The sequence below is a fragment of the Hymenobacter sp. UV11 genome, assembly GCF_004684095.1.
Classification (GTDB): domain Bacteria; phylum Bacteroidota; class Bacteroidia; order Cytophagales; family Hymenobacteraceae; genus Hymenobacter.
Genome location: NZ_SRII01000015.1, coordinates 50,223 through 76,200 on the forward strand (window position 1 = coordinate 50,223; position 25,978 = coordinate 76,200).

Below are 25,978 nucleotides of genomic sequence, written 5' to 3' on the forward strand. Positions count from 1 at the left end.
GGCCACTAAACTCCAAGTGACAACCTCCCTTTTTTCGTTGACCAACGCTTAATTAGCGGGCCAATTAACGCTACCAGTTGCAACAGGTCCAGTGTAGGACCTAGGAAAACCAATTGGTGTCTGGCGTGGTCGCTGACGGCCGTTAATGAGAAGCCGCCCATTGCCGGGCCAGTTCAACCCGAAAGGCCTGCTCGCAATCAGTTACGTAAGTCTGGTAGCCGGCGGGGTCGATAAACGGATTGGGGCTGCCAGGCTGAAGGCGCTGGTATTTCGCCAGCAGGCCGAAGTACACGCCATGCGCCCCGAGGAAGATGTCGCACGGCAGGGCGCGGGCCGTTTGGAAGGTCCGCTCAAAATCGGCGGCCTGCTGGGGGTAGTAGGCATCGTTGACCAGATTATCACCCGGGTTGACCCCGGCTCCTCCGAAGATAACGACGTGGTAGGTATGGCCGGCTTCGGGTACGTCCAGCGTCCAGGTGGTATCGCCCAGTGTGTGGCCCGCCGTGAGGTGGGCCATCGGGGTGGTCGCCCCAAGGCGCACTTGGTCGCCGTCATGCAGGGTGCGGTCTACGCGTGCAGGCGGAAAATGCGCAGTGGAATCGTTGAAATAAAAGAAATCGATGCGCCCGCCTGATTCCACAGAGGCAGCTACCGACTTATGCAATTCAAATAATGGCTAGTTAGTAATAATTGATAATAAGCACAGTTAACGTTTACTAATTGGTCCCAGCTTACTGAGATAATCACAAGAGAACTCTATTAGACAGGCGCAATCTTGTAAGCTACTGACTATTAATACTAAATAGTCCAATAAGGGCCCCAACAGTTCCTTCTTTGCGTCTCCCACCCCATACCTGAAATGCACTGTCAAAGCTGAGAAACGGCCGGCTTGCCCTTAGTAACATTTAAGCTTGGGAAGCATAGCAGGGACGTTGAAAGTTCGAAAATCGATAAGTAAATCTGCTGGACTAGAAATGAAGACCCTGGCCCTTCGTCCAAAATGCTTGTAAATTTGGGCAAAGCCTTTTTTCCTCGCTGGTCGCTTTTTATAAATAGTTATTCATGTCTGCCTTATTCCCTGAATTTGAACACGATATATTTATCAGTTACCGGCACAATGACAACTTGTTTGATGGTTGGGTAACCGAATTCGTAGCTCGCCTACAGGAAGAATTGGCTGCTACCATTAAGGAGCGCCTGACTATATATTTTGACAAGGATCGCAAGGAAGGCTTGGGAGACAGCCATCAGGTTGGGCAGAGTCTGGCCCACCGCCTGCGCTCATTTATTTTAATTCCGCTCATTTCGCAGACGTACTGCGACACCGAGCGTTTTTCTTGGCAGCACGAATTTCTGCCTTTTCTACAGCAGGCCAGCGCTGACCGGCTAGGTCTGTCGCTACGCCTGCCCAACGGCAACTTCGGCAGCCGGATTCTGCCCGTGCGCATCCACAACCTGGACGCGGATGATGTGAAATTGCTTGAACGCAGCCTCAACGGACAGCTGCGCACCATCGACTTTGTCTACCAGGACCTGGGGGTGAACCGGCCGCTGCGGCCCAAGGACGACGAACTGCCCCGCCCTGCCGATGGACTGCTATACCGCAACCAAATCAATAAAGTCGCCAACGCTATCAAGGAGCTGGTCGCAGCTAGCAAGCTGTTGGTGCACTCGCCTGCGGCAGGCGCGCGCCTGCCGCAGGCGAGTGCACCAGACCCTTCCCCTAAACCGGACCCGGGCCCAGCGACCGGGACGAACCCAACACAACCGGTGGTATTTTTGGCCTGGGCCTCCAAGGAACTGGCGGCCCGGCGCGAAGAGTTGGCCTTGGTATGTGCCAAGGCTGGCATGCATGTGGTGCCAACGACCGACTGCCCTTTGAGCGAAGATGAGTTTCGCACCCGGACGCGGGAGGCACTTGCGGCCGCAACCTGCGCGTTGCATCTGCTAGGCAATGAGTTTGGACGCCGGTTTGAGGACGACGAAGACTGCTCCTTCCCCATGTTTGCCTACCAGGAAGCCCGCCGCGAGGCGGCCGACGCGCCAGCTTTTCGCCAGTTTGTGTGGTACTGCCCCGACGAGGCCCTGGCGGTGAAGCCTGCTCAAAAAGATTTTGTCAACACTATCCGCAACGAGCTGACGGAGCGCTGCATCTTTACCAATGCTCCCAACGCCATGCAACTGGTAGAAGACATGCGCAGCACACTCGGCCGGGTAGCACCCTCGGTGCAAACGGCGGAAAAAGAAACCGATATCTTCTTTGTCTTCAATGAACTGGACAGCGAAGAAGCCAACCAAATCACCGACCGCTTAAGCGAGGAATTCCCTCTGGAGATGCTCACCATTGAGCCCGATAGCGAAGACCTCTATAAGGACATCACGGTGCGCAGCATCCCCAAAAGCAAGTTGGCGGTGGTATACTTCAAGCACGGGGGCGACTGGGCGCTGCCCTTCGTCAAGCAGGTCTGGCGATTGGTGGGGGGCGCCGGCTCAACCACGCCAATCCTGTTTGTGGGCGAAGACGAGCCGGTGCAGAACCGGATGCGTGGTTTTAAGGCCCCGCGGGTTATTTCTTGTATTAAGTCACATCTGGGGGTGAGTGCCGAAGTGCGGCGCGTACTCGAACATATTAATACAAACGCGTAAATGGCCGCTTTTTCTACCCCGCCATCCTCGCTGTTTGGGGCTGAAGAGCCGATTTGTCCCTACACTGGCCTGCGCACCTTTACAGAAGACGAAGCTATTTACTTCCGGGGCCGCGAGAGCCACGTGGCCAAATGCCTGGCCCTGTTAGCCGAGCGGCGCTTTATAATGATAACCGGTGCCTCGGGCGATGGCAAGTCATCGCTGGTATTTGCTGGCCTGCTGCCCGAGGTGCGGGCCGGCTTCCTGCGCGGGCGCTATAGCAACTGGGCGGTGGCCACGTTTCGGCCCGAGCGCAGCCCGCTGCGCAACCTGGCAAAGGCTCTAGCCGGGGCCCTGCAGTTGGAAAGCAGCGCCGCCATCGAAACGGAATTAGAACAGGGGTTTTCGACGCTGGTGCAGCTCTACCAGGCCTCGCCGCTACACCCACCCGCCGAGCTATCGGAAGGCCTCACGCCCGCGGAGCATCGCCGCCACCAACTCAAGGCAAGCAACCTGCTGCTGGTGGTCGACCAATTCGAGGAATTTTTCACCAACCCGGAAAATTATACTAAAGAGGGTCCCAATGCGGCAGCCCAAACCGTGGTGAACCTACTGCTGGAAACCACGCGCCTGGCCGAATCCCAGAACCTGCCCATATACATCGTGTGCACCATGCGCTCGGACTTTGTGGGGCAGTGCGCCGAATTCCGGGGGTTGATTGAACAGATTGGTGCGAGCCAATACTTTGTGCCGCGGCTGCTACGCCACGAATTTGTCGAAGTCATCAAGGAGCCGGCCCTGCTCAGCGGCAACCGCATCAGCGAGCGACTGGTGCAGCGCTTACTCTACGACATTCGCATCGGGCAGGACCAGTTGCCGGTGCTACAGCACGCGCTGCGCCGCATCTGGCTGGCTGCCGACCAGGGCCGCGAGGAACTGGACCTCATCCATTACGCCATGGTGGGCGGCATGAGCGACGAATTGCCCTCAACCGAGCAGGCCCGCTTCGCGCGCTGGCGCGCCGCGCTGTCGGGGCCGGAGCAGCAGTTTTTATTAGCCAATGCTTCGCTACGCAACGTGCTGGATGCCCACGCCAATCAACTCTACTTCGACGCCACCGCCCTGTACAACAAGGCATTCGAGCCTGCCCTGCCGCCGGGCACCGCCGAACGAGTAATTGAGCAGACGTTTCGGGTGCTCACCCGCACCGACGGGCAGCGCGTGGTGCGCAACCGCCTAACCGGTGCCGAAATCACCGAGGTTATCAACGAGGAGGCGCTGCCGTGGGCCGTGGTGTGCCGCATTCTGCGGCCTTTCCGGCAGCCCGGCACCACGTTCTTGTCGCCCTTCTTAGGCGAGGACGAAGACGGCACAACGGGGCTGCCGCCCGACGCGGTGCTAGACATTACCCACGAGAGCCTTATTCGGAACTGGGACCACCTCAGCCAGTGGGCGAGGGCAGAAGCCGAAGACGTGCGGGTGGCAGCGGACTTTATGCAGCAAGCTAACCGCTGGCAGGATAATCACGAAAACACGGGCTTCCTGCTGCCGATTGGCGCTTACACCTACTTCTCGGAGTGGAGCCGCCGCAAAAAAAGCCTGACTAACTGGCTAGCGCATTACGTAGGTACCAGCAACCGCATCACCGGCCCCGAAGCCGGTACCAGCCAAGCGCCGGCCGCAGCCCAAGCCTCGGTGCTCGCACGCTTTCTAATAGCCAGCCGCCGGCGCTTGCGCTTTCAACTCTTGGCCGCGCGCTACGGCGTCGGCCGTCTGGCAGCAGTAGTGCTGCTGCCTGTGCTGCTTGTGGCCCTGGGCTGGTGGGCTTGGTCGGCGCGCCAACAGCAGAGCGACTACGTGGCATACTCTATCATTACGGAGCGCACGCCTTATCTAAAATCGCCTTATGTGGCGGTGGACGACAAAGCCCGGTTTCTGTTGCATACTGACCGGTTGAAAAACATGGTGTATCGGCCCTGGCTCGGCGGCCACCCGGCGGCAGAATATGCCTTTCCCCACCTACTCGACGCGGTAGACGATGACAGCCTAGCGCTGGACATTGAACTAAGCATGTATGCGTGGGCAAACAACATAGATTACGATTCCGTCGAGCGGGAAAACCCCTACCTGCAGCCGCTTCTCTTCGATTTGGACCGTCGCCTTGACCAGGCCGCACACCGTGCTCGGTTTCCCAACGCCCCGTTGGGAAAAGGCCAGCAGCGCGCCCAGGCCGTATACACGGCGCTCGGCGTGATGGCCATTACCCATTATTTGCTGAGCGCCGAGCAGCAAAAAGCCGTGGTCGTTCAGCCGGTGCGGGTGCGGCAGGCCGCGTTTCAGCGCCTAGCAGCCAGCAAGCAAAAATTGTTGCTTTACTTATACCGCTACGTTCAACTGGAAGTGCGGCAAACGGCAGGTTCCGCGCCTAGCCCTGTCGACTTTGGCCTATGTCTACGGGTATTGCTGGGGCAAGGAAATTACCAGCCGGCCGAGCTAGCTTTTCTGGAAGGCCTGAACCCGTTTGGTTCGCCAGCGGCCCGCCAGCAATTCAAGCGCCTGTTCCCGCCCCAGCTACTGCTACTAGCCGATGAAGGGGTGAGCAGTACGGCCCACAGCGGCGGCTATCTCAGCAGTGCTATTATTTTTGCGGCCCGTCGGCAACCGGCGCGGGTAGCCCAATGCCTGGACTCCTTGAGCACTAAAGCCAACAAACCCAACACCCGCGACGGAGGCATTGCCGTGCTGCCCTACTTGGTAAAATACGAGCTTTTAACGCCGGAAAATACGCTCAATTTGCTGCGGCGTTGCAGCCGGGTGGGCGGCGAAACGTTTAATAAAACGTACGCCGCGGCTGTGTATAGCTTGCTAAGCGTGAGCCCCTCTTACGTCGTTTATGATGTGAATCCGTCTTTTGGTAAGGCCTACGCCGCGGACGAGGCGCGCGCCGGAGCGGTCAACCCCGACTACCTTAATTCCGACCGCGTGAGTTTTTCGGTGCCTCTTGCCACGCGCGACAAAGCCTGGCAGATGCTGTGGCAAGCGGCCCCGCAGGTCGCAGCCGGCGAGCCACTGTTCATCGAACAGAACGAGCGGACATTTTACGCACACCCGATTACTGCCGCCAAGTACCGGCGCAACAGCCTTTTCCTACAAGCCTTTTTGGCCAAGATGCACGGCATCTACCTGCAAGAGCTAAAGCACCAGCCCGCGGCGGCGGCGCGGTCGTTTTCACAGTATAGTGCCAGATTGGTAGAGTTGAAGCAGGCCATGCAGCCGGGCGAAGAGGTGAGCCTCATAGATTGGAATTTGGGCGTGGCGGAGAACGGGGCCAACGGCTATACCAACGGCCAGAGTCCGGTAACCTTCCTGCAAGCGCCAGGCCGCCCCAAAACCCTGCTCTTCGAGTCGTACTACACCTGCTCTTTCAATGCAGTATTTACCCATCAACTGCACCACGAGGCGGCTCAGCCCGTGCCCGACGCAGGCGTGGTGCGGATGCTGGACAGTGTTGCCTTTGTGGAGGCGGCCTTTCCCGACCGGTACTCGGGCACCCGCAGCTCCTCCGTTCGGACGGCGGCGCTGTCCCGGCTCCGCCAAGACTTGCCCAATTTGGTCTGGATGAAGGCCTTGGTCCAGGTGCCACTGCCAAGTACGGCGGCGCGCCAACGGCGTAATGCCATGCTGCTTACCGTTTCGACTGCCTTACAAAACCCCAACCGGCTGCAACAACTGGCCATTACGCCAGCGTTGTTGTCATTCGTCAAGCAACTGCCCGGCCAGCCGATATTCAGCCGCGAACCGTTGCAGATTGTATTTTCTGATTTAGCCACTGGGCTCGCCCACGAGGGGCGGATACGGGAGGCGTTTACGCTGGCCAATACTTTGGGCGAGCCAATGGCTACCATTACGAAAATCCGCATTAGCGAGCAAGCCATTCTGACGAATAACCAAGGGAACCAAGCTTTACTGGACGGTTTTTTAGGGCATTATAAGCAGCAAATCAGCGCCAAGCCCTTGAGCGCCGCAGCCAGTATTATCAGCGTGCTGTACTGGCGCCCCTATGCCGACAAAGGCAGGAACCTGGACTTCTACCGGTTTGCCAGTTTTCTTATTAAAGAAGGAAACAGCCGGCTGAATGACAACGGCCAATTGGCCATGTGCAAAGGCCGCAGCTTTGCCGACCACGGATACGAAGCCGTGCGCGACATTCCATCCTATACATCGGAACGGTTCCGCCAGCCCTACTTCAATGCCGTTCTGCTGGGCTTAGCGCATCTTAAAACCACTACCCCGGGGGACGGCTGGCGCGAATACGACGAAGTGCAACTCGTGTACCCCAAGGATTACGACGGGCCAGTGAACTGAGCCCCATCTTAAGCAGGAAGCCAGCCGGTGGGCCAAGCAAAAGTCACCGGATCGCATTCACTGCTCGTGGCTGCAATCCAGGAACTTTTGCTTGGCCCACCGGCTGACTTATTCTAGCACTAGCCGCCGAAACACGGTGAAACCGCCCAGCTGCAGGCGGACAGTATATACGCCGGGGACTAGGCCCTGCACGTTCAGCGGCAAGCGGCTGCCTGCTACCGCCAAGGGGGCATCCTGTTGGCGCACGGCCTGGCCCAGTTCGTTGAAGAGTGAGACCTGCACCTGGGCAGCGCCCGGCACCGCCGGAATGTGCACCGTAACCTGCTGATGCGCCGGGTTGGGGTAGAGGGCAACGCCCTGCGTGGCCGCCTGAGCACCGGCAGCAGCAAGCACCTTAGGTCCAAAGCGAAGTACGAAACGGCCCGTGATGGGCAGGTTGACCTGGGCGGCGGTGATGGCGAAGGAGTAGGCGGCCCCACCAGCGGACGGGCTACTCAAGTTCACGGAAATACCCTTCACGTTGTCGTCCAGGAAGGCCGATACCCCAGCCGGCAGGTTCTGCACCGTTATAGCTTGCAACGTGTACGTGTCGGGCTGCGACACCCGGACGGTTAGGGGAATTAGCATGCCGGTAGTTAGCGCCGAATACGCTTTGATAGAAAGTTCATCAGCTTGGGTGGGTGCACTAATGCTCAGGTCAACCCCGCTCGTACTCGGAATTCGATACGCATCGGTGCTAGGGTTGAATCCTTGACTCTGAGCGGAATTATCGGCGTAAGCGACCGTTGGTGGCTTGCCCCCGCCGCCAGTACCGCCACTACCGCTCGACAATGACAAGGCTACCCCCGTCCCCCCCGCAGCGACTCGGTTGAACGATGCCGGGGTTCCGTAGCTGGTAACGCGCTGGCTGTTTCGAAAGATTAAGCTGGGGACACCTCCCGTGTTGTCGGTGGCCCGCACGAAGAAGGACTGCCCCATTGCAATAATGGGGGTGTCGCCCCACCCGTTCACATAGGTGGTGTAGAATCCGGAAGTGAGGCCGGTACTCACGTAGGTATAGATAGCAGCGTCCACATTGGGCCGGTCCGCTGCGGTCACCAAGCTCCAGTCGAGCGGCGCCGGGTACGGATTGCCCACCAGGTTCCAGCCGGCGTTGGCGGCCCGGGGCCCGGTGGTACGGGTAAGGTTCAGGCTCTGGCTTCCCGTGGTAAGCGAGCCCGTGAAATTGACCTTGTCCTTAGCCGACAGATTAACGGCGTAACCCTTGCCCACTACCAGCTGGGCGTCGAGGTCGGTAACCGGCACCAGCCCGCTACTAATGGAAGACGACGGGGTAGTTAGCTGATTAGGGTCATAGCTGAATATGTTAGGAGGGCTGAGCGTGGGGACAAAGCCTCCCGCAGCTAAAGACCTGAAGGTGGTCCCAGCCACGGGTGGGCTGTAGTAGCGGGCGCCGACGCCGGTATTAAAAGCGGGGTCAATGTAGCGCTGCACCGTGGCCGTGCCCCCCGTCACCCGTCCCGTGGGGCTATTTACGACCAGGGCCGTGCCGCTGGCCGAGGAGAGCAGGGTGAGCGGTTGGCTGTTGAGGTTGAAATCGTCGGCGCTGGCCAGGGTAAGCACCTGGCTCACGGAAGTTGGCGCGCTCAGGGCAAGAGTAGCTCCGGCTTGCATCGTGCTATCGGTCAAATTGCGCACCTGCGTGGGCAGGCCGTTGCCCGTGACCTGGCTGGCAGCGCCCGTGTAGATATAGTTGGCATCCGGCGCGAAGCTTCGGGTCGTGGTTTGCACGGCGCCGCCGCCTGGGCCCCCGGCAGTCGTCGTAATGCCGGCCGGGTCGCCCACGCTCAAGGTTGCGCCGGGCTCTACTCGGAAGCTGCTGGCAATGCCGACAAGGTTAGTTACTATGTGGTATGTTCCTAAGCGCAAGGTTCCCCCCGCCTTCACCACCACGCTATCCAGCGTCGTGACGTCACCCGTCAGCTTGCCGATACCCCCTGCCTGAACGATTATCTTGTTGTAGCTGCCGGCCGCAAGGGCAGTAGCCGCGAGTGGATTGGATGCCCCGGGAATAACCACACTGGGGGCAATAATAACCTGCACGGCATTGGAGGTAGCCGAGAGGGCTCCCACGGTGGCGGTGGCCGTGTAAATGCCGCTAGTATTTACCGTTAGCGTATTGTTGTTGGGGCTATTGGGCGGGTATGCGGGGCTCCAGCTGTAGGAAACAGGAACGTCTCTCGGGAATGGCGCGGCGGTGTCATCTGGACCACCATCCCTCGTGAGCCGGGCGATGTAATTGCGCGTGGTGCTGTTGTAAGTCGTGAAGCTGCCGCCCGCTACTATTTTGCCATCGCTCTGCACCGCTAAAGCATTTACAGAATTGTTCAGTGAAGGCGCGAAGCTGGCGTCCCGTACGCCGTTGAAGACGCGAATAATCTGGGAGGGTGAAGCGGGACCCCAAACCCCGGCGTAAACATCGGCGCCATCCACGCCAATTGCTAAAACCCCGACATTCAGATCGGTGATGCCGGAATTGAAGCCGAAATCAGCAATGCCCGCTGTAGAAAGCCGAACCAGGACGCTGGAATTGCCGGATGCAAAGGCCAAGTTGCCTCCCACCAGTATTTTGCCGTCGGCCTGAATGGCGAGGCTTTGCACAGTAGAGTGTCCTTGTCCGTTGTCGTTAGGAGGCGTGAAGCCGGTATCGAGGGCGCCGGTCCCGAGTAGCCGGGCGATGCCGTCGCGATAGGTCGTATCATAAGTAGTAAAATTTCCGCCTATCACTACCTTGCCATCACTTTGGATGACAACTGCATACACCGCATTATCTAGCCCCATACCAGTCAGGGCAAAGGAGGTATCAAGGCTGCCATCGGGGCCAAGGCGAGCCACGTGCCTGCTGGCCACGCCATTATAGGTAGTGAAGCTCCCCCCTACCACTATCTTGCCATCGCTCTGGATGGCCAACGCATTTACAGCCGCACTCAGCCCGGTGCCGGTAGGGGAAAAGCTTGCGTCCAAGCTGCCATCGAGGTTAAGCCGGGCAATGCGGTTGCGCGCCACGCCGTTGTAAGTCGTGAAGCTCCCCCCCACTACTATCTTGCCATCACTCTGGATAGTCAACGCATTGACAGCCGCGCTCAGCCCGGTACTGGTAGGGGCAAAGCTTGCATCCAGGCTGCCATCGAGGTTAAGCCGGGCAATGCGGTTGCGCGCCACGCCGTTGTAAGCCGTGAAGCTCCCCCCCACTACTATCTTGCCATCGGCCTGAATAACAGTTGATGTAACGGCGCCGTTGAACCCTGTTCCCACGGCAAAGGCGGGGTAAGAGGTGCTTGCAGTTAGTGTTACCCTGCTGCCAGGTGGTTGGTTAAGCGGCCCGGCTGGGGTCACGCTTACTTGAAAAGCCGGTTGCGCGTGGGCGGGCGGCAGGCCAGCCAGGCTGAGCAAAAACCCCAGCAACCAAGCGCTTATACGCATGTATTGCTGGCTGGGGACGGCAGAAAGGGTAAAAGAAGATGGCATTGAACGAGGAGGAATAGAAACGAGATGAAAGAGCGAAAGAAAGCCCAGGCGTTAAGTCCTACAACAAAACTGAAGTATCAGCGAGAAAGGATAGAGCCTGGCAGCCGAAAGAACAAGCAAGCGGGCCCCATGCTTCTAAGACAATTGCTTAATTCTGTTGCCAATGGTAACGGAGAATTCCTCATCCTCCGCTTGCTTCGGAGAAAGCGGAAGTTTTTTATGCAGGTTGTCCAGCGCATTTTGCATGTGTTGTTCCCAGCCGTCTAGCTCCGCCTGCAGGGTGTGCTCGGTGTGCTCGACCAACAAGTCGATGGTGGCTGGCAAAACCTGCTGCGCTGGAGGCAGAGCATACCACCACGCCCGGATGTTGGATAGGTCGGTGGCCGCTTGGTTGTACTTAGTGAGGTTGTGTTCCGTTTGGCGGTATCCCAGATAGCTGCCTATCGCGGCCACCAGGGCAGTGCTCAAGGCAATCCACAACTGCTGGCCCACGGCTGCCAAGTAGGTTCCCACCCCGCCCACAATATAGGTTAACCAAGACAAAACGTTTAGTTGAGACTCCATGCGCACCGCTTTGCGGCGGAAATACGCCAGTTGGTTGTCTAGCCGCACTTCTACGTACTGGCCGGGGGACAGAAATCCCAGCCCATTATCACGCGGCTCTGCCGCTCCGAGTTGAGGCGCCGCTCCCCATCGTTTGTCTCGGGTCGCCAAGGACGAGGTATTTGCTTCGGTGCGCATCGTGCGCCGCGTTATTTCTTCGATCCGCAAGGCTAACTGCTGCTCCGCATCCTCCTGATAACCCTTAGATCGGGTGCGGTACCGGTAAATTTCGCGCTTGATGGCTTCGGCTCCGGCGCGCAGCAGCAGCCACTTTGAGCCCTGCTTAAGCCTACCCGTGGCAGTGACGAGCACTGTAAGCGCAATGGGCAGTAGGATGAGGGCGTGGTGGAGCAGCCACCACCCCGTTTGGTTGGCTTCGAGCAAAGCTGAAGCGTCCAGCAAGGTTGTTTTTCCCGGCTCCTTGGGGGCGTAGAGTTGCTGGCCAATGGCCAAAGCCGTGCCCAATAGCCCCAGCAGAATAACGGCTTGCTGCTGATGATTAAATTTTTGTTGCTGCACTATGGCATTAGTGTCGTAATCGACGAAGGTTTCCCAGGCTTGCAGCAAGACTTGCTCCCCTCCTAACTCGCGAATCAAAAGTCTTTTCAGCCCTTGCACCGAGCCGCCCAGGGGGTAGATACTCAGTATTCCATCGGCTAATATTTCGGCCAGTTTGGCATCGTCCGTCGCGATATCGCGGTTTGGCCAAGCCGCGGCTAAAATGTCGGCCAGTCCACCGCTGCCCTCAAGCACGATAATGAGGTGGTGCTGCCGCACGGCTTCCACAATTTCATTGAGCGCGATGGCCCCGCCTCCTACCAGAAAAACGACGGTCGGCACGTTGCCTCTCTTAGCCGCCGCCCTGGGATTAGCCGGCGGCGAACCAGATCCTTCTCTGGCTGCCAATGTAGCCACTAGCTGGTACATTGTCTTCGTCTCACTGCCCCATTCGGCGCCGTCTACTAACACAAAGTGAGAATGGTTAGGCTCTAAAACCACCCCGGTGACTGGGCCACCAGGGTAGGTAACTAGCCCGGCTGGCGCAACGCCCAATAAAGTAGAGCGAAATCCCTGGCTGGCCACGCTTTCGCCCATAAGAGCCATTACGCCCGCATGGGTCCCGCCGTCTATAATAATTGCTCCTGCCTCAGCCGCCGCACTAGCAAGGGCCTTTTTGAATATCAGAGTAAGGTTGGAAATAAGGGCATTGTCTAAGTTTTTTGCCCCCCCGGCCAGCACCAGAATCGATTTGTAAGGGGTAATACCTAATGTACTTATAATATTTTCAACCGACTCGTGGGCCAAAGGAAAAACTGCGACAGCAGGCGTCCTTGCTAGAGTTGCAATAACTAAGACTTCCATGAATGAAATGAGTCAGGGAATACTTTTATTTTAAATATTCACGCCTTATATCTTACTAATGCCATAATACCACTTCATTGTAAGTAGTGACGCGGGGCGGTGTTTATTCAATTAAGATACTTATAACCAAAGAGATATTTTAATTCAACTAAATGTTAGCGATTAAATCCGAATTCGTCGATTTAAGTTACCTGCCGCCAAAGACGAAGGTACATGAATCTTGAGGTTTTTTATTGCAATAAAAAGAGGGGGGATGGTCCAATAAAACCGGACAATGAGCTAAGCTGAAATGTGTTTAAAAGCAAGAATTCAGGCCAAATTACTAGCAACATCAGCTTGGTAAGGCAGCTCAACGCCCGCAAGCGCGGCGACGTAGCCAAGTGCGCAGCGCGTAACGCCCAACCGCATACCCTTCGGCGCGCAATTCTGCCCGTAGGCGTGGGGTGCCATAGCGCTGAGTATGGCGCGAAAAGGTGGCGGTGGCCGCAGGCTGCTACGCAGGCATGGGTCGGCCTACCCGCCCCAGCCACTAGTAGTAGCCGGCAGGGCTGGCGTGTAGCACGCGGCAGAGTACCTGCACGGGCTCGGTAATCGCCACCTGCTCGATAAGCTTGTAACGGCTCATGATTGAGGCGGCTGCGCAAAGATGGTCACAACTTTTTTAGACTATCCCGCTTCTGCCCAACGCTCATCTCTTCGCGCTCCGCGCAGCTAGGCACGGTCTCGGCCAACGCTTGACGCTGCCAGGGACCAAGCAGGGCAGGCGACAGGCCCTCAGTACGGACCACGCGTCCGCTTGCCGGACCCAGGTGGTCATCTGGCGCATGCACTCGGCTTTAAAGACAGGCGTATATTTCTTGCGGGTCAGCGGCGGGGCGCTTGAAAGAAGTTTGTCGGGCGTGGGCAGTGGAAGACAAGACTTGCTACTGTCTGTTTTTACTGGACCACCTCATTAGCACTGAATTAAGCTATTAGGGGTATGCAGCAGGTTAGCGCGATGCCCAACTGAAGCACACTTAGCCGCTCGCTAGTAATTATTTACGTCATGCAGCTAGCTGCGAGTTCTGCCAGCATTAATTACTCTCCTTTTCCGTAGTAATACTCCAGGTTACACTATCGGGAAACTTCCAATCGACGCCTAATACATCGCCGGCCGTCAGCTCCCCGGCGATAATCATCTTCGAGATGGGTCGACGCAGGCGATTGCGAATTACCCCCGCCAGTGGTCGCGCGCCGTACTGCGGAGAGTAGCCACTACGAGCCAGCTGCTGCCGAACTGCCGCGGTGGCATCCAGCCGGATACCTTGGTGGTGCAGACTCTCAATAAGCTGCTGCAGCTGGATGTCGAAGATGCGCTCTACATGCTGCGCGCTAATGGGACTGAAGGGCACTATCTCCGTAATGCGCGCCAGGAACTCCGGCCGAAACGTGTTACTCATCCGCTCGAGCAACTGCTGGGAATCTGGCGCTTGTCCCTGCCTGAACTTTTCGCTAATCCACTCGCTACCCAGGTTAGACGTAAAAATGAGTAGCGCATTAGTAAAGTCACCCTCCTTGCCTAGTTTATCGTGCAAGCGTCCTTCATCCATAATTTGAAGAAATACATCGAAGATGGAAGTATGCGCTTTCTCAATCTCGTCGAAGAGCACTACGGCGTAAGGCTGCTGGCGAATACGGTTGACAAGCAGCCCTCCCTCCTCGTAGCCTACGTAGCCCGGCGGCGCCCCGTAAAGCAGCGCCGCCGCATGTTCCTCTTTAAACTCCGACATATCGAAGCGAATCAGGGCTTGCTCGTCATTAAACAGAAAGTCAGCTAGTGACTTCGATAGCTCCGTTTTGCCCGTGCCAGTAGGCCCCAACAGGAAAAAAGTACCAATTGGCTGGCCCGCTTTCTGTAGCCCGCTACGGGACTCCAGGATGGCATCAGAAAGCGCTTTTAGGGCATGATCCTGGCCCACTACGCGTTGGCGGAGGTGGTCTTCCATAGCGAGTAGCTTCTCTTTTTCGCGCTCCTGTACCCGGCCCATGGGAATGCCGGTTTTATAGGCAACTACGGCTGCTAAATCCGTGCGCGTGACATGCTTCTGGCGCAACGTGGCCAGTTCATGCAAAAAATTAAGCTTTTCACTCAGATAAGCTAAGAAGTTTTCCGGGGTGGTCAACTCATCGGCATCCACCATGGACTGCCACTGCCCCATCAGCACGGGACTGGTCTGCTGTTGCAGCTGTTGGTCCAGCCAGCGGTACTCCTGCAGTCGCTCGGCTGGGGTTAGCTCAGCCATCACGCACTCGTCTAGGGTCGTGCGGAAAGACACGATGTCGGCACTGGCAATCTCGGTCACGGTTCGAATGGCGGCCATGGTGCGGTCCAGCAAGTCGAGCGCGGCATCGGGCAGGCGACGGTCCTTGATGTAGCGCTTGGCTAAGCGCACGCACTCTGGTACCACGTCCTCCGCTACGGTGAGTTGATGGTGGTTTTCGTACGCGGGCACCAAGCCGTGCAGCATCCGCTCGGCAACACTGACGGTGGGCTCCTCTACGTTGAGCAGCTCAAAGCGGCGGCTTAAGGCCTGGTCGGGCTCAATAAATCTGCGATACTCATCGCGGGTAGTGGCCCCGAGCAGGATGAGTTCGCCGCGGGCTAGCTCTGGCTTGAGCAAGTTGGCCGCGCCATTACCGGCCGCGCCCTTGGGGTCAAATAAGACGTGGATTTCGTCGATAAATAGAATGCACCGCTCCAACTGCTTGCTTTCCTTGAGCACATTTTTGAGTCGCTCTTCGACCTCGCCCTTGTACGAGGCACCCGCCAGCAGCGCTCCGGGGTCTAGCTCAAGTAACACGGCTCCTTTCAGCCAGTAAGGAACTGGCCCGGTGACCAGCTGCTGGGCTAAGCCGTCAATAAGCGCCGTTTTCCCTACTCCTGGCTCGCCAGTGAGCAGCACGTTGGGCTTGCTGCGCCGACCCAGGATTTCCATAATTAAGCGCAGTTCCCGCTCGCGCCCGATAACGGGGTCGAATAGCCCCCGTCGCGCCTGGTCGGTTTTGTCGCGGCAATACGCGCGAAGGGCCCCACCCATGGCTCCAACTGGCAACGAGGGGTCACTACTATGCGCCATGGGTAGGTCGGCCGCAGCCAGTGGCTCCTTGATAAACTGGGCCAACAGGTCGCGCTCCTGCAAGGGCAGCGAGCGCAGCTGCTGGGGTGAAAAGCCCACATGGGGCTTGGTCAGCGCCGCTAGTACGCACACCAGATGGGCTTGATCGAGGCCCAGACGCTGCCGGATAGCGTCGGCCTCCTCCATCACGCGCACTAAGGCAGCATCGCCCACCATTTCAGCCGGAGGCGGCGCAACGCGGGGCATATCTTCCAGCCGCACGTCAGCCCAGTCGCGCAAGTAAGCTACATCTTTATGCAGGGTGGCAAGGAAGGCAGCCCCGGGGGAGTTAGGCTGCAGCAGGGCGCGGAGTAGATGCGCGGCCGAGTAGCGCTCATGGCTTTGCTCCCGAGCCAACGCCCGGGCCACGCGCAGGGCATCCTCAATGCTATCAGGAAGCGGAATGGACGGGGACATCGGATTTAGGAGAAAGACTCAGAAATAAGAAAAGAAGGAAAAGCGCTGCTACTGAAACAAGTCCTCCCGAAGCCAATAGTACGTTTGGCCATTGGAGGTAAAGCGCTGACTAGGAATTGTGGGCACTAGATAGTAGGCAGCCCGCTGCGCGCGTAAGACGGCCAACAGCTGCTGCCACGTGTCAGCGGACAAGCTAGTCGGAGAGCGCAAGGTTTTCAGGGATAACTGGCGCAGTAAAGGATGCTTTACCGGTAGCCCAACGATCGCACTCACTACCTGAGCCAGCGAGGAGGTATCAGCTAACGCGCGGCCCCTCGTATCTTTTAATTGCTTGAAAAAGCTCGCCAGTCGCTGCCGATCGACCGGTTTTGTAGGCTCCACGTCGTCAGCGGCTAATTTATCCAGCCATTGTCCAATGACGGCATGGGTGTCGGGCGTGACGCAACGGACCTGCCTAAAAGCCGCCAAGCTATCCAGTGGACGTGTATAAACAGACGAATAGAATGGGTACTGGCGCAAGGCTACCAGCGCCGGCGTGGGGCCCCTTGCCGCCTGTTCGCCCTGGGCCGTGAGCACTTGACTTACCCGTGCGTGAAATTGACCACCCAGCGGGAGCATTGCCAGAAAAGCATGGTCGATAGCATCTTGCGTTTGCTGCACATCCGCGCGCATCTGAGCCAGTAAGCTATCAGTAGCTGATTGAAGCAGGCTAAAAGGCAAGTATTGATTCTTGGCCGGAAATAACACCCAGCCAGGTACCATGCTTTGCTTGGGAAAGGCTAGCTGATACACATTGTAGGGCACAGGCCCGGGACCTAGCAAAACGGGCGGCCCCACAACCAGGGACTCGGGACTAACCAGCCGGGACTGCTTCGTAACGCTACCCGCCTCAGCCGACTGGCTTAACAGTACTTGGGACTGAAGGACAAAATTGTTGGCGACCAGATCTAAGGGCGCTTTGGCCTGAACCTGAAAAGAGAGAAAGCGAGCGCCCGTAGCCTGCAGCAGGCTGTTGGATATACCTGCTGCCAAGTCCCTGTCGGAAGTATCCCCATTAATACCGACTATTATGACCACGTTATTTTCCCCCTCGTGACCGCAGAATATAGTCAACGCCTGCGCAATAGCTTGCCTTAAGGAGCGGCCGGTAGCCGCCTGGCGTGATTGATGCTGAATAACTTGATTGATAAGCAGCCTCGGCTGAGTAGTCAGCGGTAAGCTATCTTGGGTGGAGCGGGCCTGGTGGTAGAAGACTGCCCCTAGGCGCAGTGGGTCAAACTCGGGGGTTATGTGCCACCGGCTGGCAGTAGTCTGCATGGTATTGACTAATTCCCCCCAGAACGGTCTCATTTCCGCCCCCCCCTCTATTACATACACTAGGTTGAACCGGCGGGCTTGCTGGCGGTAGGCAGTAGCTTGCGCCACCGTGAGTAGCCCCCCGTTTACTGTTCGCACCGAATTTTTTTCGGATAGCAGCTCCGTTAACACCCCCAAGTGCCACCCCGCAGAGTTACCTACCCGTTGCTCGCCGCTAAGGATAGGCAACCTTGGTAGCGTGCTGCTCCAGGCAACGGTGGAGAAGGCCCGCAGCCGTTCCAAGGAATTTGCCTGCTTTGCCAGCACCTGCTGCGCAGGGCCATAAAGCGGCGGGGAGTCGAAGCCAGCGGCCTGCTCTTTCTGCTCCAGAAATTGTCCCTGGCCAAGAGACTGCACCGCCACCAGGGGTGCCCAGCCCAGTAAGTGGTGCTGAGCGCTATCGGCAGGAAACCAGTCGGCTCTTCCCAGCAGTACCGACTGGCCGGAATCGGAGCGTTTATAGATGTAGACCAAGTCGTAGAGCTTCACCTTGGCCGTCGTAGCGCCCGTAAAGTCGGGGCTAGCGGCTAGCTTTAGGCTGTCATGCCGGAGCATCTGCGCGGAGTCGCGGAGCATGCTCCAGTTAGCTAGCGCCGCGCAATAGAGAGTAGGGGCTACCCGATTATCCAGCAGGAGCCGACTTTTGGGGACCCAGCCGTAGTACACGGCGGCTTTGCGATTTTTTAGCAGCCGGCGTGCGTAAAACGGGCCCGGGCCTAGGGTGGGGTCGTAGCGTATCAGCTCGAGAAATCCTTGCCGCTCAGCCAGGACGTAAAATGCCTCCCGAAAGCGCATCTGCTTGAAGCGCTCGTCCAGCCCAGGCCGCTGGTAGGTAGGATTATTGGCGCGGTCAGAATACACAATCCACGGCGTGTGGCCGTTCTGGGCCCTGCCTGCGGGTTGGGATTGGATGGTGGCAAATAAGGGCAGTTGGGCCCTGGCAGCACACGCCATGCCCACTAGAAGCCACACGAGCAAGCAAGTTCGCTCCGCTATCCTCATGGCGCCTGGTGCTGCACGACACTCAGCTTCGTTACCCTGCCAGTATTCGGCTTGCGACTTACCGCAACGGAATCTATTTGCCAGCCCTTGACTAGGTGCAGGCCCATGCAATACGAATAAAAATCCCGCTGGGGCATCCCGTTGGCCAATACGGCTGACGGTGGCTGCTGGGCTAGGTACTTCGTGAGCAGGTAGCGATAGGGCGCATTGAAGGGGTAGCCATTGGCCAGGCGCTGCAGCTGACGCTGAAAATCACTGACTATCGACAGGGAGTCTGCGCGCGCGCGTGCCGTCGTTTGGCGCTGCGCGACCCAAATCGGTGCTTTTACTTGTATTTGCTGCGTGAGCGAATCCCAACGTAGTGGCTGGGATCCCTGCTGCATTACGTGTAAGGTAACTGTATATCTGCCCGGTACCTTATACGAAAAAATGGCCACTGGCTCATTGCGTACAATGCGCGCGCCAGCAGTAGTATTGCCGGGGTCCCACCGAAATTGGACGGGCCGGCCGCCCGTTGTGCGGAAAACCACCTGCTCCTCTTGGTAGCAGGTATCTGGTCCAACTATTCGCAGGCTGGGAAGAGGAGGGTTTGACCGCACCTGCACTTGGAATGTGCGGGAGTAGTGTCGGCTATCTTTAGTAGTGGCCGTAAGGCGAACGAGGTATATTCCGGGGCTTGAGTAGGCATACTTACCCCGCGCAGCAGTTTCCCGGTGTTTGTTACCAAACTCCCACCGCCAGTTTACTGCATCAGCCGTGCTGTCCACAAAGGCCACTGGCTCGCCCACTTTCACCCCCAGCGGGTAGAGACTAGCGGCAACGGTAGGCTGGGCAGCATAATAGCGCGGCAGGACAAGTAGCCCCGCCAAGACGCTAAACGTGGCGAATGCCAATAGCCATTTGCTGGAAATAAAGTCGAGCATTAGCGCCGTGGTAAGGGCTTTATCAGCGGGCCTTTTGCACCGGAGAGCGGTGCATACACTTCCATGCCTTGCTTGAGCAACTCATTGCTTTTATTTCGCGCCTGCAAAATCTTTTTATCATCATACAGCATTTGGTAGAACTTCGCCGCTAGGTCAAATACTCGAAATATCCGGATCCTGTTATCCGAGGTTTCTTTCCACATCATGCTGACCGCAGTAATTCGGTTGTGAATGTCCGTTTCTACAAAGTCGGCTTGCCTATCTGGTTTATAGGATTTAATAAGGCAATAGGCCGAATCCAACAAATGCAGGGAGTCGCGTTCGATTTTTAGCAGCGCCTGGCCTTGGCGAATATTCACTGCGTGAACGTTAGCTGGTTTAGCGGAACCAAAGAGTGGATACACGGCCCAAGCAGCTATGCCCGTTAAAAGAAGGCTAGCCGTCAGCAAATAGCCGAATAATGTCCGGTTTTTATTCACGTAAAAAATGCGGTTACTATTTTAGCTAGGCGGCTGCCTACTTCTTACTAAAGCGCAGTTCCTCTTGCATGTACGCCCGCCGCTCGTTGGCTTTGTAGACTGAATCTTTGAGGGCAATTACTTCGTGCAGCTGGCTCAGGAGCTCGGAATGCACGACGTAGGCAGCGGGACCATGCTCTTTCGACATTTTTTTAAGCAGCGCATCCAGCTCACTTTTCGCAGTGGCAATTCCCTTGGTCTGCGTCTCATTCGATAAGGCGTTCATATCCAATTTATTTAAGCTCAGGTACAATTCGTCTATTTTTTGATTGAGCGCCCGCTGGTCCACGAAAATGGCTTCTAGCTGTTGTTGTTTGTAGGCTAAATCCTGAGTTTGCAAGCTACGCGTATGAAAAAAACTAAGTACCAGTAAAATCAGACTCAGGAGTAAAAAAAGAAAGCTGCGCAGAAAACGTGCGTAGGCCTTCCTAATGGCCTGACCGTTGAGTAGCTTCATAGCTTAAGCATAGGGGCGCTGAGAATTTTGGCCCTAAGTTATCCTTTTCTTTCCTTAAATTATAGTATTATTTATTATTTCCGTGCCATCACCCTCCTCCTTGCCAGCTTCTCCTTCCGCCACCGCCGGGCAGCTCTTACTTCCAGCCTACCGCGCCGAACTAGTAGCCACGCTACTACTAGCTGGCGAGCTGACTTTGGAGGCGGGTATGCCCCAAGCGCCCGTTCCGCTTGAACAAGTTATTTTCCATCCTACGGGTCTTCACTCCCGGGCCTATGCCTCGGACGCCGCGCTAGCTTGGCTAGGGGACCCTGCTTACTACCAGTTCAGTGCCCCCCGCGAAGGACTCTACGACCAATTGCCTTCCCTACTGTTTCACGAGCTACCGCCGGCCCATTCGGCCGACTCAAGCCCCGAGGCGGTGAAAGCGACGTTTCGCCTGGCCCAGGCGGAACGGGAAGCAGCCCGACGCTTTTTCCAGCCCTTTGATACCGAGCTCTTCTACCTGCGCCTACTGCCGTACCAGCAGCAGCTGACAAGTAGCGAAAATCTGCTGACGGAATTCGAGGGCCTCCTGCCCATTATTCGGATTCTGCCCCCCCCCTTAGCCGCCCTTTTCGCGCAGCTCCTGCCCTTCATCAGCCGGATTGCCCGTGATTTAAGCCAGGTCAGCCAGCTACTAACCACCTTTGTAGAGGCCCCAGTAACGCTGCGCATCCGCCCCCCCGTTTTGCAGGAGGCTCCCAGCGCGGGACTACGTGGCCTAGGCGAAGGGCAGCTGGGCGTTGATCTTATCATTGGCAATCGCTTCCTGGATGAAAGCCAGGCCTTGGAGTTGTCCGTGGGCCCCGTGCCCGCCGGGCGGACGGCCGAGTTTCTGCCCGCCGGAACGGCCACTCAACTGCTTACGGCCCTGCTGGCGTACTTCGTGCCCGCCTCGGCGGAGGTAGTCTGGCTCATTGACATTGACCCCCTCCCCTCCCCCGCAGCGCAGCCAATCTACCTGGGCTATAACAGCTACTTAGCTTAAGTCACTGGCACGCCAGGGGAAGCGCAACGCATCCTCCCGCTTTCCTTAGCTAGAGGTCGTCGGCAAGTCCCGGGTCCACAGCACGCGGTAGGGGACGAGCGGGCCGGCGTGGCGGCGTAGCTCAGCGGCCAGGCTTTCGCACCGCATCGTCCAGGCCTGGGCGTCCAACGCGGCAGAGGCCGTGCGGAGTCCCGTAGCCGGGGAAGCGGGCGTTATGACCACTTCCACCGTCCTAAGGAGGCCCTGGCCGGGAGTCAGGCTCACCTCGTAGCCCTTGCGAATCACAATGTGCTGCGCCAAGGGGCCCAGCCGGGCCTTCACGAAGGCCTTCACATCTTCCAGCGTCACTACCCGGTTTTGACTAAGCAGCGCGTAGCGATAGGCCTCCAGCTGGTCATTGGCTTCCAAGCGGTTGCGCCCCCCCCTGGTTGGCGTGAGCAGCAGCGTGCGCTCATTGACTAGGCTAAAGATATCGTAGGATTTAAGGGGAGTGCCCGCGGCCACGTCATTGCCCAGGGCGCCGTCGCTGGCCCAGTAGCGCACTTCCAGCGCGTCGGCATCGGCGTGGGGAGCTACGATGACGTAGTGCGGTAACTCCGCCCTACTGCCTTCCTGCTGTTCCAGGAGCCGCTGCAAGTTGTCAATCTGGGCGTTCAGCCGCTGGGCTTCGAGCATCACCCGGTCCTGCCCGTAGGCCGCAAAAGCGACCGCCTCGTCGCGCACTACCTCCCTTAACGCCTGCAACTGCTCGCGCGCATCCCGCGCATCAAAGCGCTCAATCCCGCTTTGGCGCACGAAGTACGTGCCGGGCCCAGCGGCGCTGCCCGGTTGCAGGGAGCGGTTGGCCAGGATGCGCTGCTGGCTGTCGAGGAGCGTCTGCACCGCCAGAAACAGCTCCCGCGGCCCAAGGGGCAGGGGCAAGATGTTGTGCATTTCGCGCGTGCGGTAGCGGAGCCGGTGCAGCCGGCGGTTGAGCATCGGCACTACATTCAGGCGCACCTGCACCTGGTCCAGCAAGGCTTCGCTGAAGTGGGCGGCGAGCTTTACCCGTACCCACAGCAGCGGCTGCGGCTGCAGCGCTTGGGCCGCCGCGGGGGGGAACACCTGCTCAAATTCCGGCGGATAGCTTGCCGGCGGCAGCTCCATGCCGGCGGCCCACTGCAGGTGCATGAATTGGGCGTGGTAGGCCGCTTTTACGACCTGTTCCTGCTGAAAATTCTGGTCCTGGTCGCTGAGCAGCGCGTTGGTTTCCGGCGCCAGCTTATAGCCCGGCCCAGGCTGCGCGTGCAGCGGCTGACTATTGTGCGCCCAGGCCCACTCGCTAAACTCCAGCAGGGAATAGTAGTCGGGGTGGTGGTCCAGGGCCGGCGGCAGCTCGAAATGAAAGCTCAGGCGGTCAAGCGAGACGAGCGCCGGATGGAGTTCCAGCCCAAGCCAGATGTGATAGGCGGGCAGCGCCCGGCCCGGCTCCGTACGGAAGGCGGGGCTCCCGGCCTTGGCGCTGCCGGGGGACGGGTCGCCAGCGTACAGGCGCTGGCCCGCCGCCAGCCAGGCAATCCGCCCGTCAAAGAGCTTGACCGTATCTACTGCGCTCAGAAAGGTATTGTGGTTGACATCCAGCTCCCCATAGGGCTTGGAGGCCACCCGGCGATACGCGAACAGACTTTCGGTCGGGCTCAGGTAGGCCGTAGGCGTCGCGGGATGCACCTGCACCAGCGCATGCGCTGGCTGGGGGGCCGCTAAGGGCACGGGCGTCAACAAGGCGGCCAGGCGCCGCAGCAGCCCCGTTTCGGCCGTGATAAACTTATCGCCGATGTCGTGCAGCTCCCGGGCCAGGGCCTGCACCATGAGCCGCACGAAGGGGTCGAGCTCCTCCAGCGCGTTGACGCCCCAGAGCTGCTGCACGTGGGCCCGCATGCGGCGCTCGATGGCGGCTTGGGTAAACTCGTGGCGCTGGTCGCTAAAGGGCATGAGCCGTGGAGGGAACGAAGGTGGGCGAATAGTTACGTGGCCAGCGGGCCGATGTGCAGCTCAGTAGCGTACGCGAAGGCTTCCTGGGTAGAGCCCAGGATTCCCCGAATGCGGATGCGCGCCCGCCACCGGGCCATGACTGGCGCAGGGCTCCCCCCCTGGGCAGCGGGAGCCGTCAGCTCCACTTCCACGCTGGGCGCGTGGAGGCGGGGCTCGTACCGCTGTACGGCGGCTACGAGCGAATCCGTCAGCGTACTTTCCCACTGCAGCCGATTCACCGCGTGGTCAAACTCCAGCTCCCACACGGCGCAGCCAAAATCGGGCGCGCTCCGCAGCTGACCCAGGCGGGTATGCAGCAGCAGGTGCAAGAGCTGCTTGACGGAAGTACCCAGGTCGCCCGTAGGGTGAGCGGCGGCCCCGAGGGGCTGCATGAGCAGGCTCACCTTCAGGGGGTAGCGGTAAAAGCGGGAGGCATGGCTCATGGGTATGGGGACTTATTTGCGACCAAAGAGCAGACTTATTATGCCGCCGGAGGTGCTGGCCTCGTCGGGGTCGCCGGGCAGCTGCTGGACCAGGAAAGGCATGTTGACGGGGCGGCCTACGGAGTCGGCCTTGTTGAGCCTATCCCAGATGGTGCTAAGCACCACTAGGAACCGGTCCGCTAATTCCATGGACTTGCTAATCTCCTGGTGGTTGTAATCCAGCGCAACCAACTGCTCCAGCATGGCCTCCAGCTCCAGCGCTCCCACTCGCTTCGGGGTAGACACCTGGTCGGCCAGGTGCCCATACTGGCTCTGGTACGCAAACTCTGTTAAGTCGGAGAAGTAGTCGAGCACCGCCTGTTTTTCGCTTCCTACCAGGCAGTACAAGCTGGTTTGCAGCAGGCTAGCCAGGTTATTGAAGTGGTCCAGCATAGTCACTGGCGGCTGGTAGCGGTCTTGGTTGCGAAAATTGAACAGCACCTGGCCCAGGTATTCGAGCAGCTTGATGGACATAAACTCGATGTTGCGCGCCAAGGGCCACGTTTGCTGTCCTTGCCGAATGGCCGCTACCAGGGCCAGCGAGTCGTTGCGCAGCTTGTCGAGCATGTGCTCAAAGCGCTTGTGGTAGTACACGAGCCGGGGGTGGCTCATCATGGAAGCGGACGGGGGAATAAACGTCTCGTCAATCTGGTACTGCCCGCCCTGCTGCTGCACGCGCCCCACAACCAGCTCGAAGCCGCCCAATTGCTCGGGCACGAGGCTACCCGCCCCGGCAGCCTGCCCCGGATCCGACGCGCGGGCAACGAACAGCTCGTAGCGCGCTTCCGTGTAGGGATGGCGCAGCGGGGACTCTTCCAGGTCCGGCACCCCGATGGCGACCTGCTGAAAAGGATTTACCCGCAACACGACATGGTACGTGAGCGCAGTCGACGAAGCCGCCTCGTCCGGCACTGCCCCTTCTTCTTGCACGTGCAGCTTCTGGGTTAGCACGTGGCCACTGCGCGCCGCGGACTCGGCATCAATGCTAATCCGGCACCCACCCGCCGTGACGGCGTTGCAGCGCTGCACGCGCACGAGCAGAACGCCCCCGGGCTCCTGCTCCAGGGAGATATCCAGGGAAGAGCCAGCCCCCGGGAAAGGGGGCAGCAAGCCAAAATTATAGGAAGTCAGGCTCAACGAGAGCGCGTCCCGGACCATATCCTGCAGGTGCAGGTCCGCGTCCAGCAAGTGGCGCTCGGTAAGCTTCATGCCGTGAACCCAGTTCACGGCGAAGTACTTTCTTGGAATCAGCATGAGGGGGCAGCGTTAGGAGAAGGGTTGGCGCGTAGCCACGATGGTGGAGCGCTCACTGAGCTGATTGCGGGCAACGGTCAGGGCCGTGTCGATGGGGCGCCGGCGCCGCAGCCACCCGCGCCTGGCGACGTAAAACCGCCAGGCGCAGGGCTGCCCGTTCAGGGGGCCCGTATAAATAGGCGCTTCCGGGAAATTGTGGTTATAGTCGTTTAGAAAGCTTTGAAACCAGTCGCCAAACAGCATATCCGGGGCAATTCTAGCCTTCGCCTTCAGCCGCGAATGCGGAGCGCCGGGCTGCCGCTCGAGCTCCACTCCTACAATGAGCAGGCGAAAGGCGTTGCTGTGGTCCAGGCTCAGGCTCGGCCGCTGCGGTGAGTAGTACCACTCCTGCCGCACCTCGTCGGGAATGGCCAGCAGGCGGGCGTAGGCTTGGGCAAAGAGCAGGGGCACGTAGAACGGCAGCAGGCACGTAGCGGCCCAGAGGCCATAGTTTAACTCACTGCAGTAGTCAAATACGACGCTGAACAGAAAGCAGCCCAGGCTTAAAATAAGACCCGTTAAGGCGTAAGCAAAGGGGCTTAGCTGCTCCGCTTCCCCCAGCACTTGGCGTAAATGCCACAGAAACACGCCGCCACCAAGCAGCAAGAGCAGCTGCGCTAGCCAGTAGAGCCAGGGCATAAAGCGTAGCTGCTGTGACCCTAATAGACCCGCTAAAGCCATAGGCAGGCAGCACGCTATCACTAGCAGCCCCAACTGCCTATTGCTGAGCAAGCCCCGGCGGTGGTTCAGGACCAGCACGATCACCGCTAGCACCATGGCTAGCAGGGGCAGCAGGAGGTACTGGTAAAAAAAAGCGGCAGATAACATCCCGGATTCGGGTTAGCTCGGTAG

The 25,978-nt window shown here is 58.5% G+C and carries 15 protein-coding genes and 2 pseudogenes; 3 read left to right on the plus strand and 14 right to left on the minus strand.

Going from position 1 to position 25,978, the window contains the following annotated elements; translation table 11 throughout:
- Positions 1-142 precede the first annotated feature (142 nt).
- On the minus strand, positions 143-640 hold the full coding sequence (locus tag E4631_RS22210; protein ID WP_133657214.1) for a hypothetical protein: 498 nt from the start codon (positions 638-640) through the stop codon (positions 143-145).
- 422 nt (positions 641-1,062) lie between these two features.
- Between E4631_RS22210 and E4631_RS22215 the strand changes: the two genes are divergently transcribed.
- Both E4631_RS22215 and E4631_RS22220 read left to right on the plus strand, forming a co-directional pair.
- Entirely contained in the window at positions 1,063-2,646 is a 1,584-nt protein-coding gene (locus tag E4631_RS22215; protein ID WP_133657215.1) for a hypothetical protein, read from the plus strand.
- On the plus strand, positions 2,647-6,990 hold the full coding sequence (locus tag E4631_RS22220) for an ATP-binding protein (RefSeq protein ID WP_133657216.1): 4,344 nt from the start codon (positions 2,647-2,649) through the stop codon (positions 6,988-6,990). It abuts the gene before it with no gap.
- A 108-nt stretch (positions 6,991-7,098) separates the two neighbouring features.
- On the opposite strand, the gene E4631_RS22225 is transcribed toward E4631_RS22220, so the two are convergent.
- From E4631_RS22225 to E4631_RS22255, 9 genes and pseudogenes are all read right to left on the minus strand, one after another.
- Complete coding sequence (locus E4631_RS22225) at positions 7,099-10,305, minus strand: T9SS type A sorting domain-containing protein (RefSeq protein WP_166648050.1); 3,207 nt, start codon at positions 10,303-10,305, stop codon at positions 7,099-7,101.
- Positions 10,306-10,653: 348 nt separating this feature from the next.
- Complete coding sequence (locus tag E4631_RS22230) at positions 10,654-12,483, minus strand: SLATT domain-containing protein (protein ID WP_133657218.1); 1,830 nt, start codon at positions 12,481-12,483, stop codon at positions 10,654-10,656.
- A 349-nt stretch (positions 12,484-12,832) separates the two neighbouring features.
- Positions 12,833-12,949 (minus strand): annotated as a pseudogene (locus E4631_RS27095) (hypothetical protein); the annotation flags it as partial.
- Positions 12,950-13,556: 607 nt separating this feature from the next.
- Positions 13,557-16,055: an ATP-dependent Clp protease ATP-binding subunit gene (locus tag E4631_RS22235; protein ID WP_133657219.1), complete on the minus strand. Its 2,499-nt coding sequence runs from the start codon at positions 16,053-16,055 to the stop codon at positions 13,557-13,559.
- 48 nt (positions 16,056-16,103) lie between these two features.
- Positions 16,104-18,413 (minus strand): type VI secretion system protein TssR domain-containing protein, encoded by a 2,310-nt coding sequence (tssR, locus tag E4631_RS22240; protein WP_317129143.1) that lies wholly within the window; start codon positions 18,411-18,413, stop codon positions 16,104-16,106.
- Positions 18,410-18,796, minus strand: coding sequence for a hypothetical protein (locus E4631_RS26660; protein ID WP_240735172.1), 387 nt, complete (start codon positions 18,794-18,796; stop codon positions 18,410-18,412). The genes tssR and E4631_RS26660 overlap by 4 nt, the downstream gene beginning before the upstream one ends.
- Positions 18,797-19,021: 225 nt before the next feature.
- A pseudogene (locus E4631_RS27100) lies at positions 19,022-19,336 on the minus strand (PKD domain-containing protein); the annotation flags it as partial.
- Positions 19,336-19,815, minus strand: coding sequence for a type VI secretion system TssO (tssO, locus tag E4631_RS22250; protein ID WP_133657222.1), 480 nt, complete (start codon positions 19,813-19,815; stop codon positions 19,336-19,338). The pseudogene E4631_RS27100 and the gene tssO, both read right to left, overlap by 1 nt.
- A gap of 37 nt (positions 19,816-19,852) precedes the next feature.
- A complete protein-coding gene (locus E4631_RS22255; RefSeq protein WP_133657223.1) occupies positions 19,853-20,311 on the minus strand; it encodes a hypothetical protein in 459 nt (152 codons plus the stop codon).
- Positions 20,312-20,411: 100 nt separating this feature from the next.
- On the opposite strand from E4631_RS22255, the gene E4631_RS22260 reads away from it, so the two are divergent.
- Entirely contained in the window at positions 20,412-21,341 is a 930-nt protein-coding gene (locus tag E4631_RS22260) for a type VI secretion system baseplate subunit TssG (protein ID WP_135318640.1), read from the plus strand.
- A gap of 45 nt (positions 21,342-21,386) precedes the next feature.
- On the opposite strand, the gene E4631_RS22265 is transcribed toward E4631_RS22260, so the two are convergent.
- Genes E4631_RS22265 through E4631_RS22280 form a run of 4 tightly spaced genes read right to left on the minus strand, consistent with a single transcriptional unit; the run spans position 21,387 to position 25,954 of the window.
- Positions 21,387-23,312 carry a hypothetical protein gene (locus E4631_RS22265; RefSeq protein ID WP_133657225.1) on the minus strand — a complete coding sequence of 642 codons (1,926 nt, stop codon included), beginning with the start codon at positions 23,310-23,312 and terminating at the stop codon, positions 21,387-21,389.
- 32 nt (positions 23,313-23,344) lie between these two features.
- The gene (locus E4631_RS22270) at positions 23,345-23,794 is read right to left on the minus strand and encodes a GPW/gp25 family protein (protein ID WP_133657226.1); all 450 of its coding nucleotides are present in this window, start codon (positions 23,792-23,794) and stop codon (positions 23,345-23,347) included.
- Between the two features lie 12 nt (positions 23,795-23,806).
- Complete coding sequence (gene tssK / locus E4631_RS22275; protein WP_133657227.1) at positions 23,807-25,087, minus strand: type VI secretion system baseplate subunit TssK; 1,281 nt, start codon at positions 25,085-25,087, stop codon at positions 23,807-23,809.
- Between the two features lie 12 nt (positions 25,088-25,099).
- Positions 25,100-25,954 carry a TssN family type VI secretion system protein gene (locus E4631_RS22280; RefSeq protein ID WP_166648051.1) on the minus strand — a complete coding sequence of 285 codons (855 nt, stop codon included), beginning with the start codon at positions 25,952-25,954 and terminating at the stop codon, positions 25,100-25,102.
- Positions 25,955-25,978: the final 24 nt, after the last annotated feature.